Here is a 12497-nt window from a genome sequence, read left to right on the forward strand (position 1 = left end):
ATGTCGCCTTGTGGCGAGCGCCGGGGGCACCGCGGGCGGTTCAACGGCCGACGGCGTCTTCCGTGCCGCGGCCCGGGCCATCCTCTTCCCGCCAACCGGTCATCCCCGGCACGCCGTCTACGGGACGGTGCTGGCCGCCGGCCTGATCGCCGCCCAGGACCCTGATCAGGACTCGGCCGCCGAGATCATCGCCGCGGTCGCCACGACAATGGTCGTCTTCTGGCTGGCACACGGCTACGCCCACGCCATCGGCCACCGCGTCCGGCACGACACCGGTGACGGCATCGGGCGCGTAGCCGATCGCCGAGCCGACGCCGACGCCGGCTGGTCTGGCGCCCGGCGCGCGCTGGTCGAGAACTGGCCGATGGTCCGGGCCTCGTTCCTGCCGCTCGCCGTGCTGGCAGTCGCCCGTGCGGCCGGCGCGAGCGTCAGTGACGCGCAGGAGGCGGCACTGTGGACCTCGCTGCTGCTGCTCTGCGCATGGGGCCTGTTCTCCGGGCGCGCGGGAGGCCTACGCCGCTGGCGACTCGCCGGCTACACCGCGGGAATCGCCCTACTCGGCATCATTCTGATCGGCCTGGAGGTCGCCATCCACTGACCGTTGCCCAGAAGTAGCCGGCAACCGGCCAGGCGTGGCCGGTATTCGGGCATCCGCGAAGGTGCGGTGTGGGGGGCGGGTGGCTGGGATCCGGGTCGGTCCGGGCTGGTCCGGACCGATTCTGGCGCTCGACTACTCGCCTTTTCGTTTCTTTCTCGCCGTTTCGGGTGGCTTTTCCGGTGGAACCCTGCCTGAAAGAGCGAGAAGGCCGCCGGGCCGCCGGGCCGCCGGGTCCCCGGGCTGCCGGGCCCCAGGGGTCGCCGGGGTGTACGAGGCCCGGGGGCGAGACCTCCGGGGCTGCCCCCGGCCCTTCGTCCCGCCGGCGCCCGCCCGGGATCCCTACCCCTGAACCCGGAAGACAAAAATATTGGGAAATCGTATTCGTGCTTATATCTTTAGTGCGCCTGACGGTTGGCTATCGAAGAATTTTCAGCCAGATCATCGATCGAGGGCTGGATATCGGCGCACGGCTGGATTTGCTCCTGGCACCGTGGAAGGCATGAGTCGCCACGACCCCGCGCTTGCTCGGGCCCTGGCGGTCGCGTGCCGCCAGAAGGGTGCGCTCACGCGCGTACAGGCGCGTTGTGCCGGCCTTACCGACCATCGCCTACATCAGTTGGTCCAGAACGAGGACTGGCTCAATCCCGTCCAGGGCGGATATGTCGTCCCCACCTGCGACACTTATCTTGGGCGCTGTCAGGCGGCGCTGCTCGTCCTGCCGTGCGCCACCCTCTGCGGCCTGACGGCAGCGCGCCTGCACGAGTTCCCGACCCTGCCGCCGTGCTCGGACGACGAGCCGATCCACCTGCTCCTGCCACCCGGTTCCTCGCGGCGGCGGAACAAGGGCGTCGTGCTGTGGTACGACGCGATGTCCGCCGAACAGCAGGAGCAGGTGCACGGCCTGCGGGCGACGAGTGCGGCCCGCACGCTCGTCGACCTGCTGGCGTCGGGATCACGTGACACCGCGGCCAGCCTGCTCGACCATGCGGCCGAGGGCGGCCTCGTAGCGCCCGAGGAGCTCGACGAGCTGCGCGGCGCCCTTGACACCCAGCCCGAGGCGACTCGGCCGGACCCCGTCCGGCCCGACACCTGACCTCGGCTTTCACCCGTTGCCCCCGACCCGACCGGCCTGGGCCAGGCCGGGCTGGGCTGGGCCAGCCCGGCCGGACCGGGTTGGGTCAGGCCCTTCCGTCCGGTCCGGCCCCGGTACGTCCGCTTCGCCTAGCCCAGCGCGGCCAGTCGGTCGAAGACGGGGGTGAGCCGCTCGACATAGCGTTCCGGTCGGCTGACCTCGTCCAGGCGAGCCTCGTCGAGCGGCAGGCCGCGGTCGCCCGCGTGCTTGCGCAGCGTCTCGCGGAAGGGGACGCCCGTCTGCCAGGTTTCCATCGCCGCCGCCTGGGTGACGGCGTAGGCGTCCTCGCGCGACAGCCCGGTTTCCACCAGCTCCAGCAGTACCGCCGAGGTGTAGACGAGCCCGCCGGTGGCGTCGAGGTTCGCCCGCATCCGTTCCCGGTCGACGACGAGGCCGTCGACGAGCCGGGTGGTGAGGTGCAGCAGGTAGTCCACGCCGCAGGCGGCGTCCGGCAGGGCGATCCGTTCGGTGGAGGAGTGCGAGATGTCCCGCTCGTGCCACAGCGGGACACCTTCGAGGACGGGCACGTACTGGGCCCGGACGATCCGGGCGATCCCCGCGATGCGCTCCGACATGATCGGGTTCTTCTTGTGCGGCATCGCGGACGAGCCCTTCTGGCCCGACCCGAACGGCTCGGACAGCTCCCGGACCTCTGTGCGCTGCCCGTGCCGCACCTCGAGGGCGACCGCCTCGCAGACCGTCGCCAGGCCGGCGAGGGCCGCGACCCAGGAGGCGATCCCGTCCCGCAGGACGACCTGTGTCGCGACCGGCGCCGGGGTGAGGCCGAGCTTGTCCGCGACGTAGCCCTCCACGTCGGTGTCGATGTTCGAGTATGTGCCGACCGCTCCCGAGATCTTCGCGACGCCGACGTCCGCCCGCGCCGCGCGCAGCCGGTCACGGCAGCGGGCCATCCCGAAGGCCAGGTCGGCGACGCGGTGGCCGAACACCGTCGGCTCGCCGTGGATGCCGTGCGTGCGGCCGACCCGCAGGGTCCCGCGGTGCGCCAGCCCGAGGTCGCGCAGCGCGGCGACCAGCCGGTCGGCACGGGCGAGCAGCAGGTCGGTGGCCTCGACGAGCTGGCAGGCGAGCGCGGTGTCGAGCAGGTCCGACGAGGTCATGCCGAAGTGCACGTAGGCCGCGGCGGAACGCGGCTCGGTCTGGTCGGCCCAGGCGGTCAGGAAGGCGATCACGTCGTGCTGGGTGACGGCCTCGATCTCGGCGACGGCCTCCGGCGTCGGGGCCGCCGCGGCACGCACCGGGCCCACCGCGTCGGCCGGGACGCGCCCGGCCGCCGCGTGCGCCTCCAGGACCAGGACCTCGACCTTGCACCACAGCTCGTACTTGTTCGCCTCGGACCACACCCGACCCATGTCGGGCAGCGTGTAGCGACCGATCATGCGCGTGCCGCCGCGGTCGCCGCCGCCGCGACGTCAGCGAGAGAGTCGGCCGCTGCCTGCTCGAACTCGTCCTTGAACGTCGCGAGCTTCAGGCCGAGATCCGGGTCGCCCAGCGCCAGGATCTGGATCGCGAGGATCGCGGCGTTCGTCGAGTTGTTCAGCCCGACGGTGGCCACCGGCACGCCGGGCGGCATCTGCGCGATGGCGAGCATGGAGTCCATGCCGTCCAGCGCGCCACCGGAGATCGGCACGCCGATGACCGGCAGGGTCGTCAGGGCCGCGACGGCGCCCGGCAGCGCGGCGGCGAGCCCGGCGCCGGCGATCACCACCTGGATCTCCCGCGCGCGCAGCTTCCCGACGTACTCCGCGAGCGTGCGCGGGGCGCGGTGCGCCGAGAGGGAGACCTCCTCGTAGGCGACCCCGAAGCGCTCCAGGGTGGCGCCGGCCTTGCTCATGGTCTGGGTGTCCGACGGGGAGCCGTAGACGATCGCCACCCGCGGATCCGTCGAGCCGCCCCTTGCCCCGTTGCCCTGTGACGACTTGCCCTGCGACACGCTCACTCCTTCTTGTCCTGCTGGTCCTGCGACTGGTGAAGGTCGCCCACCCCGGAACCGGCGCGGTGGACGTCCACCGCGCCGCGCATCCGGGACGGGTCCCCGATGTCGGTGCGGTAGTGGGCACCGTCCAGCGAGATGCGGCTGATGGCCTCGTATGCCGATCCTCGCGCGGACTCGAGGTTCGAGCCGATGGCCGTGACGGACAGCACCCTGCCACCCGACGCGACCACCTGCCCCTGTTCGTCCCGGCGGGTCCCGGCGTGGAGCACGTCCACCCCCGCCAGCGCGCCGGCCGCGGCCAGACCACGGATGGGATCACCGAGCCGCGGGTTCGCCGGGTAGCCGGCGGCGGCGACGACCACGGTGATCGCGGCCCCCGACCGCCACACCGGCGGCCGCCGCCCGGAGAGCACGTCGGTCAGCGGCGTGTTGAGCAGTGCCAGGATCGCCTGTACCTCGGGGTCACCGAACCGAACGTTGAACTCGACCACACGAATGCCACGGGACGTCAGCGCCAGCCCGGCGTACAACAGACCGGTGAACGGGGTTCCCCGGCGGGCCATCTCGTCCACTGTCGGCCGGATCACCGTGCGGACCACCTCGGCGGTCAGGTTCCGCGGCGCCCACGGCAGCGGGGTGTAGGCCCCCATCCCGCCGGTGTTCGGGCCGGTGTCGCCGTCGCCGACCCGCTTGTGGTCCTGAGCGGGCAGCAGCGGCACCACCGAGCCGGACTCGGTGACGATCGCGAACAGCGAGACCTCGGGCCCGTCGAGGTACTCCTCGAGCACCACCCGGTCGTCCGGGCCACGCAGGCTCGCCCGGACGGCGTCGACGGCCGCGTCCCGGTCGGTGGTCACGGTGACGCCCTTGCCTGCGGCGAGACCGTCGTACTTCACGACGTACGGCGGGCCGAAACTATCCAGATCGGCCAGCGCCGAGGAGATCTCGGTGTGGTCCCGTGAATCGGCCGTGGGGACGCCCGCCGCTCGCATGATCTCCTTCGCGAACGCCTTGCTGCCCTCCAGTCGCGCGGCCGCGGCGGACGGGCCGAACGCCCGCAGCCCACGGGCCCTGATCTCGTCGGCCGCGCCGGCGACCAGCGGGACCTCGGGGCCGATCACCGTCAGATCGGCGCGCACCGACTCGGCGAGGGCGGCGACAGCATCCGGATCGTCGACCCGCAGCGGACGCGGCTCGGCCAGCTCCGCCGTCCCCGCGTTGCCCGGGGCGCACACGAGCGAGCCGACATTGGGATCCCGGGCCAGCGCGCGGCACAACGCGTGCTCACGCCCGCCGGAACCGACGACGAGGACCTTCACAGCTCGGGGGAGGCCGGGGTGGCGGCCGCGGAAGTCACGGGGTCCAGGTTAGCGTGCACGTTGATCATCCTTTGCCTTGTGGCCCTGTCGGCGATGCCGTCCCGAGTGTCCCGGGGATCGACTGGTGCCAGCAATGTCCGCTTGCTCATCAGCAAGAAGAGACCACGACAGGACCCGTGCCGCCTCCACCGACCACCGCCGTGTCGCATGGTCCAGGCCCCCGCCCGGCGCCCGGCTCGGGCCGCGGGGCTCCGGGGGGCGCGCGTCGGCGCCGTCGACGTCCTTTTATCCGTTTCGATGAAGCGCGGCGACTGAATGAGTGCATGGACTCACTCGATCACCACACTTCTCTGTGTACGCCGGAAACGGCGCCGGTGGTGGAGATGGAATTAGATGTGGCTAATAGATTAAGAAGGCGGAAGGGCTACAGGCCCACGCCGGCCTGCCAGAGCATGTGAGCCATTCCGTGCACCAGGTGAAGTGCGCAACGGCGGGCGTCCACCTCGGCCATGCCCTCGACTATCGACGGGGCGTCGACGGGCCACACCTGCACCTCACGGCCGAGCACCGTCAGCGGCGCGGGGGCGTCGCGGCCCTCGAAGGTGCGTCCGTCCGGTTCGACGAACAGGTGCAGGGAGCGTCCCGGGGCCGGGAAACTCTCGCAGCGCCAGTAGAGGAGCGGCCAGGCATGCAGCCGCTCGCGGCGAAGGAGCCGGCGGCGTGCCGGTGTGGTCCCCGACCGACGTCCGTGCTGGCCGGTGGGCGGCGGACTGGCGGTGTCGGGGTCCGCGTCGTCCTCGCCACGGCGACGGTCCTGTCTGGAGTCGTCATCCCCGGCCCGTGCGGCGGCGCGGTCCATGGTTGACGTCCGGAGTCGTGGCGTGCCGTCCCAGTCGGGGACATCGTCGTGGGACCGTTCGGCGCGGCGGCCGTTCGTGCGGACGATGACCGGTGGGGTGAGGCGCTCGGCCGCGCAGAAGCCCAGGAAGTCGTCGATCTGGGCTTGGACGTGCTCGGCGATCGCCGCCGCCCGCTCGAGGCGCTGGGCCTCGGCGCGCTTCGAGCTGCGGATGGCGTGACTGCCGCGCAGGAGAACGTCGGTCAGGGTCTCCGGCAGCGCCTCGCCGGTGGGGGAGAAACCGACCGGCCACGTCGCGGGGTCGATGCCGTGGCGTAGCGGATGGTCAGGATGGACGGTGGGTGACCAGCGTGCCGGGCCTGGCTGGCGTGGCGCCGTCGCCGGCTCGAGTTCGGTCGAGGGTCGCGCGGTGGCGAGTGTCTCGTTCGTGATCTCGGAGCCTGCGCCGTCGGCGCCGTCGGCGTGCTCGTCGTCCCAGGAGGCCTGCGACGGGTATCCCGCCATCGCCACCACCCCCGGTCGTCGCCTACTGTGACCGGCCAAGCGTCGACCGTAACGCTCCGTAGCGCAACTCCGGCCCGACCCGATCACCGCGCGAGACTGTTCACCGCACGGGGGACCGGTCACGGCTCGGGTCTGGGCACGGCACGGGTGAGACTCTCGCCCGCGCGCCGGGCTGGCCGGGACCGGGCACGGCAGGGTGGACGGCTGTGGGGGCCGTGCCCGGGTCAGATCAGTTCGTTGATCACCAGGGTCTGGGCGCGGCCGGGGCCCACCCCGACCGCCGACACCGGGGCGCCCGCCATCTCCTCGAGTGTCGCCACATACGCCTGGGCGGCCTCGGGGAGATCGGCGAACCGGGTGACACCCGAGATGTCCTCGTGCCACCCAGGCAGCTCGACGTAGATCGGTTTCGCGTGGTGGAACTCCGTCTGCGTCATCGGCATCTCATCGGTGCGCTGACCGTTGATCTCGTAGCCCACGCAGACCGGCACCGTGTCGAAGCCGGAAAGTACGTCGAGTTTGGTGAGGAAAAGGTCGGTGAGGCCGTTCACCCGGACTGCGTAGCGGGCGATGACCGCGTCGAACCAGCCGGTGCGCCGGGCCCGGCCGGTGGTGACCCCGAATTCTCCGCCGATGCGGCGCAGCTCCTCGCCGACCTTGTCGTCGAGCTCGGTCGGGAACGGGCCGGCGCCGACCCGGGTCGTGTACGCCTTGATGATCCCGATCACCCGGTTGATGCGGGTGGGGCCGATGCCGGCCCCGGTCGCGGCGTAGCCGGCGGTCGGGTTCGAGGAGGTCACAAACGGATACGTGCCGTGGTCGACGTCCAGGAGGGTGCCCTGGGAGCCCTCGAGGAGGACGACCTTGCCCTCGCGCAGGGCGGTGTCGAGGAGCAGGCCGGTGTCGGCGATGTGCGGGGTCAGCCGCTCGGCGTAGGCGGCGTACTCCTCGACGACCTCGTCGACCTCGATGCGCCGCCGGTTGTAGACCTTGGTCAGGACCTGGTTCTTCTCCCGCAGCGCCAGCTCCAGCTTCTGCCGGAAGATGCCGGGGTCGAGCAGGTCCTGCACCCGGATGCCGGTGCGGGCGACCTTGTCCCCGTACGCAGGGCCGATGCCCCGGCCCGTCGTGCCGATCCGGGCCTTGCCCAGGTACCGCTCGGTGACCCTGTCCAGGGCGCGGTGGTGCGGCATGATCAGATGGGCGTCCGCGCTGATGAGCAGAYGGGAGACGTCGACCCCGCGGGCCTGTAGGCCGTCCATCTCCGAGAGCARCACACCGGGGTCGATCACGACGCCGTTACCGATCACCGGAACGCAGTCGGTGCGGAGCACACCGGACGGAATCAGGTGCAGGGCGTAACTCTCCGCACCGATCACCACCGTGTGTCCGGCGTTGTTGCCACCCTGGTAGCGGACGACGTAGTCGACGGCGCCGCCCAGGAGGTCGGTCGCCTTTCCTTTTCCCTCGTCGCCCCACTGGGCGCCGATGAGGACTAGTGCGGGCACCGGGCGAGGTTACTAGGGATATGGGCCCGTCGTGGTCCGTCCGTCAGACCCTGCGGGCCGGCGGCGGCGTTCCGTGGCCGGATGGCGGCTATGCGAGACCGAGTTCCGCGGCCGCGGCCGGGTCGCTGTCCGTGAGGAACTGCCGGCACCGGGCCGCCTCCTCGCCATCGTTGATCTCCGCCGCGGCGCGGGAGAGCGCGGCCAGCGCGCGCAGGAAGCCGCGGTTCGGCTCGTGGGACCACGGGACCGGCCCGTGCCCCTTCCAGCCGGACCGGCGGAGCTGGTCCAGGCCCCGGTGGTACCCGGTCCGTGCGTAGGCGTACGCCTCCACCGGGCGCCCGGCGCGCAGCGCGTCCTCGGCGAGGACCGCCCAGCCGAGGCTGATGGCCGGGAACCGGGCGGCGACCGTGTCCGGCGTGTCGCCGGCCCGCAGCGCGTCCGCGGCCGCCGCGTCGGAGGGCAGCAGCGTGGGCGGCGGGCCCGACAGGAGGTTCTGGTTCGCGGGCGGTGTCGTCATGACCTCATCCTGCCCGACGCCGGAGCCGTTCCGGGGCCGAGCCGCCCGCGGACGGCCACTGAACGGCCACGGACGGCCGCGGGCCCCGCCGGCATCGCGTCGGCGCCCCGCCGGCGTCGTGCCGCCGCCGGCCCTGCTTCTCCTGTGTCAGTCGATTTCTTCCGTAGTCTGTCTGTTGGTTTTTAGATTTCTGCTTGACGGCAATCGAGGGCCGGGCGGACCACGGCACGGGCGCGGAGGCGAGATCGGGACCAGCCCGGGACCACAGCGCCCTCGTGGAACCTCGTGCCAACGAGGCATAGCCCGACCTGCCAGACGGTCATGAGGACCCGGCGCCCGTCATCCGGAGGTACGCGTGGCCGCCGCAGGTCCGGCGCCGTCCGCGGTCCTGGCGGGTGGCGACGGCGATGTCAGGGGCTGTGCTCCGCCGGGCACCGCGGTCCCGCCCGGCCTGGCCCCACGCCCGGCCTGGTCTCGCTGCGGGTGGGCGGGCGCGCACGACGCCCGGCCCGGCGACATCCAGGCCCCGAGGCGCCTTGACATGGACGCCGCGCGACGTCCCGACGTGGCACCGCAGGCCGTCAGCGCCGGCCGTGGCAGCCGCCAGCCGCTGACGGCGCTGTCAGCCGCTGGGAGCGGATGCGGGTGCCGGCCGTCGGGGTCGTGCCGCAAGCCGGCTGACGGCGCTGTCAGCCACCCTGGGGGTGCTGCCGACGGTGTGAGGGCGGCTGCCGGCCGTCTCAGGGCGTGCGACAGCTGTCGACGCTGTCAGCTGTCGGCAACGTCCGTTGGCGCCGCCGACGTCGGCCGTCGACGGTGGTGTCAGGTGAAGCCGGCGGTGCCGGGGTGCCTGGCGGTGCCGGGGTGCCTGGCGGTGCTGTGCGTCAGGCGGCGCTGGTGGTGTCAGCCGCTGACGGTGGCGTTCCACAGGTTCTGGCCGACCACGCCGGGCTGACCGTCACTCACTCGGGTGAGGTACGAGTAGAGCGCGGCGATGCCCTGCGATTCCGGGCCGAACTTGCCGTCGACGGTCAGGACGAACCGGCGGTCGCGCATCTCCGCCTGYCATATGAAGGCGTCCGCGCGCACGTCGTCGCCCATACCGACGTTCAGCGCCTCGCCGCCGAACTGGCCGCCGACCTCAGCCCGAGCGCGCTCGAGCGTCATGGGCGGCTCGGCCGGCGTCAGGGCCTGGGCGATCACGTCGCCGCCGGCACCGGACGACGCCGGCGCCGGGCCGTTCCTCGTGAGGCCGAGCTTGCTGGTGCAGCCGGGCCATGGTGACCAGCCGCGGCTGTTGTACAGCTTGTACGCGGCCTCGTCCTGCATCGCGGGAGGAGCCTGGTCGGGTCGGCCGGGGTAGCCCAGGCCCGTCCAGGTGCGCTGGTCGAACTGGTAGGCACCGTAGAAGCCGTTGCCGGTGTTGATGGCGTAGTTGCCGCCCGACTCGCACTTGCGGAGCTTCGCGAAGTCTTCGGCAGTCGCCGCTCCCGCGGGAGCGGCGGTCACCGCGAGCCCGGTGCCGACCAGCGCCGTCACGGCGCCGGTGGTGCGCAGGACCCGAGTCGCGGTGGACGGTCCCTGGGTCGCTCGGTGCCTTCCGCCACGGCCATTGGAACGGGCGGGAACACGATCATGCGATCGCATCAGAGTCCTTCCCGTCGCCTACGGGGTGAGCTGTCGGGTTCGGGCTGGAAGTTGCCCGGTCGGCGCCGCGGGCCCGGAGCCCGTCCTCGCGGATCGGTGTGCTCCCGGCCGCACGTTTCGCCGGCTTAACCCCTAGGACGCCGGGGGGCGTCCGGATGGTGGGTCCCCCGCTCCTGCCCGATGTTGTCCGTGCTCGTTCCGGCCATGGGGACGGGGGCAGGACTCGGCGTCCGTCCGCATGACCTCGCCCGGGGAGGCGAGTGGGCGGAACTGTAGCGAGATCTAGCTAGACGGCGCAAATTCGGGCGGCTAGTGGGGGATGCGAAAGGACCACATCGGAGCTACCCGAATGGGCTGATTGACGAGTGACGTAGCCGATTGTGACGAGACGCACTAATCCGGATGACGTTACCGCCAGGCCGCGGACGGCCGTCCGCCGGGGTGGGTCGGGCCGCGTGCCGTCGCGTCTGGACGGCTCCTCGAAAGTACGTTTGTCGTTCGTTTGTAGTTTTTTCCTAGATAATTACGTTTTGTATATCTAGCGTGGCTATATGTAGGTTGATGGGGTTGTGGGCCCGGGGGCACGGGGCGCGGCGGAGGGAGGACCTGCACGGGCGACGGGATCGGGCTGGCCGTCCGCGGCGGGCGTGTCCCGGCCTGTGTGGGACACGCCCGCCCGCCGGGATCACCGGCGTGGACGGCTCCTCCTGCGGCCTGGGCCGGAGGAGATCATGCGGCGGGCTCGACCTAGCAGAATCGGCGGCGGATCACGCGCCGCGGCGACTTGGCTGTCGGAGGGTTCGTCCGATCATCGGGTGGATCACGGATGAGAACACGGCCCCCGGCATCGGGACTTCGACGCCGGCTTGCCGCCTGAGTCCGTACCGCCTCCCGTGCCGCGCGGATCGTTGGGGCGATCCGCGCACCGCCCCCGCCCGCACGGCGGGGTCTGCCCCGTGCGGGCGGGTCATACGGTCCTGGCGCCGGCGGGTCTTCGCCGCGGACGAACCGGGGCGACGCAGAGTGCCGAGCTCGTGCTGGTGGGGGAATCGCGGTTGCGACAGCACGTGGTCGGCCGCGGGCGGGATGTCCGGAGACACACCGGCTGGGCGGAGTTGGAACACGGATGATTCGCCGGCGCCCGGTTCGAGGGCCTGAGTCCATGGAGGGATGGCTCACCGCGACGGGCGCGGGTGGGATGCCTCGTCCGGGGGAAGGACGCCTTGCGAAGGGGGCTCGACCGGTGCGTGGGGGCCACCGCGACCGGACGGCGGCGTGGGGGCGGCCGTCAGGAGGGTGCGGTGGGTCGGTTCAGGCCAGCGGGGGAGCGGGCGCCGCGTGCGGCGGTGGCCGTCAGACGGCCCGGCTGGTGACCGAGTGCGCCGGTCAGCAGACGTCAGCCGAAGGTGGCCGCCCAGGTCTGCGGACCCAGGACGCCGTCCACCACGAGGCCGCGTGTGGCCTGGAAGTCACGCGCCGCGGCCGCGGACCGTGGTCCGTAGCTGCCGTCGACCGTGAGGGGGTAGCCGAGGGAGGTCATCTTGGCCTGCCAGGAGCGGACTTCGTCGCTGACCTGGTTGACCATCGACGCGGTGTATGTCCGCGTCAGGTTCGGGACGCCCGCGGCTGCGGGCTGGGCGACCAGCGAGGTGCGCTCGGCCGCTCTGGACGCCTGGACCCCGGCGCCTGATGACGACGCGCCGGGCAGGAGCTGCTCGGAGCCCATTCCGCTCCCGCAGACCGGCCACTGGCCGAACCCGGAACGGAGTGCGAGTTGCAGTGCCGCTGCGTCCTGCACGGCGGGCGGAGCCGTGTGTGGCAGCCCCGAGTAGCCGAGGCTGCGCCAGGTGCCTGGCGAGAACTGGTAAGCGCCATAGTAGCCGTTACCGGTGTTCGTCGTGTAGTTACCGCCGGACTCGCATTGCCGTAGACCTTCCCAGGTCGTGGCGGCGTTGGCCGGCTGGCTCAGGGCGAGTGTTCCGCCGACCGCCGCGGCGATGACGGGGACGGAGACGAGAGTGCGGGCCCGGCTGCGGGTACTGCTGCGGCGTTGTCGGCCACTGGTACGTGCGTCGGACATGCGTGAGTTTTCCTTCCCCACGCCTGCGAGGTGAGCTGTCGGGTTCGGGCAGGGAAAAAGCCCGGCCGCCAAGTCAGGAACTCCGGAAATCCTGTGCCTTCGGCAACGGAGGACAAGCTTCCTCCTCGTGCCGTCGGCGTTAGCGGCTTCACCCCAAGGTCCCCAGAATCGGCGACCGGGTATTGGTTCCCCCGCTCCTGCCATCGGGTTTCTGTTTCCAACGGATGGGGGCAGGGATTCGGCGTGCCACCCGTCGGGTGCCCGGCCTGTCTCCGGGCACGGCGAAGACCATAACCACGCCGTCAGGTCGAATGACAAGCACTGAATGCCTCAGGTGAAAAAGAGCACACCGTCCGGTGGCTGCTTGAGGTTTGATCAC

Annotated in this window: 10 protein-coding genes and 1 riboswitch; of the genes, 2 read left to right on the forward strand and 8 right to left on the reverse strand. The window is 71.7% G+C overall.

Going from position 1 to position 12497, the window contains the following annotated elements:
* The first annotated feature begins 10 nt into the window (after positions 1-10).
* Both BBK14_RS08600 and BBK14_RS08605 read left to right on the forward strand, forming a co-directional pair.
* Positions 11-598 (forward strand): hypothetical protein, encoded by a 588-nt coding sequence (locus BBK14_RS08600; protein ID WP_071060817.1) that lies wholly within the window; start codon positions 11-13, stop codon positions 596-598.
* Positions 599-1097: 499 nt separating this feature from the next.
* Positions 1098-1691, forward strand: coding sequence for a hypothetical protein (locus BBK14_RS08605; RefSeq protein WP_071060819.1), 594 nt, complete (start codon positions 1098-1100; stop codon positions 1689-1691).
* Positions 1692-1819: 128 nt separating this feature from the next.
* Here the strand turns inward: BBK14_RS08605 and purB are convergent, their stop codons facing one another.
* The 8 genes from purB to BBK14_RS08645 all read right to left on the reverse strand — a co-directional run bounded on the left by purB (position 1820) and on the right by BBK14_RS08645 (position 12118).
* Positions 1820-3127 carry an adenylosuccinate lyase gene (gene purB / locus BBK14_RS08610; RefSeq protein ID WP_071060821.1) on the reverse strand — a complete coding sequence of 436 codons (1308 nt, stop codon included), beginning with the start codon at positions 3125-3127 and terminating at the stop codon, positions 1820-1822.
* Complete coding sequence (purE, locus tag BBK14_RS08615) at positions 3124-3687, reverse strand: 5-(carboxyamino)imidazole ribonucleotide mutase (RefSeq protein WP_071060823.1); 564 nt, start codon at positions 3685-3687, stop codon at positions 3124-3126. Before purE ends, purB begins: the two co-directional genes overlap by 4 nt.
* Positions 3684-5003 carry a phosphoribosylamine--glycine ligase gene (gene purD, locus BBK14_RS08620; RefSeq protein ID WP_012157652.1) on the reverse strand — a complete coding sequence of 440 codons (1320 nt, stop codon included), beginning with the start codon at positions 5001-5003 and terminating at the stop codon, positions 3684-3686. Before purD ends, purE begins: the two co-directional genes overlap by 4 nt.
* Before the next feature lie 424 nt (positions 5004-5427).
* Positions 5428-6366, reverse strand: coding sequence for a hypothetical protein (locus BBK14_RS08625; RefSeq protein ID WP_071060928.1), 939 nt, complete (start codon positions 6364-6366; stop codon positions 5428-5430).
* 224 nt (positions 6367-6590) lie between these two features.
* The gene (locus BBK14_RS08630) at positions 6591-7874 is read right to left on the reverse strand and encodes an adenylosuccinate synthase (protein WP_071060825.1); all 1284 of its coding nucleotides are present in this window, start codon (positions 7872-7874) and stop codon (positions 6591-6593) included.
* Between the two features lie 88 nt (positions 7875-7962).
* A complete protein-coding gene (locus BBK14_RS08635) occupies positions 7963-8391 on the reverse strand; it encodes a DUF3151 domain-containing protein (RefSeq protein WP_071060827.1) in 429 nt (142 codons plus the stop codon).
* Positions 8392-9294: 903 nt separating this feature from the next.
* Positions 9295-10038 (reverse strand): transglycosylase family protein, encoded by a 744-nt coding sequence (locus BBK14_RS08640; RefSeq protein WP_071060829.1) that lies wholly within the window; start codon positions 10036-10038, stop codon positions 9295-9297.
* A 1396-nt stretch (positions 10039-11434) separates the two neighbouring features.
* Complete coding sequence (locus BBK14_RS08645) at positions 11435-12118, reverse strand: transglycosylase family protein (RefSeq protein ID WP_071060831.1); 684 nt, start codon at positions 12116-12118, stop codon at positions 11435-11437.
* A gap of 5 nt (positions 12119-12123) precedes the next feature.
* Positions 12124-12344, reverse strand: a riboswitch (cyclic di-AMP (ydaO/yuaA leader).
* Positions 12345-12497: the final 153 nt, after the last annotated feature.

The organism is Parafrankia soli (genome assembly GCF_001854695.1).
GTDB lineage: Bacteria > Actinomycetota > Actinomycetes > Frankiales > Frankiaceae > Parafrankia > Parafrankia soli.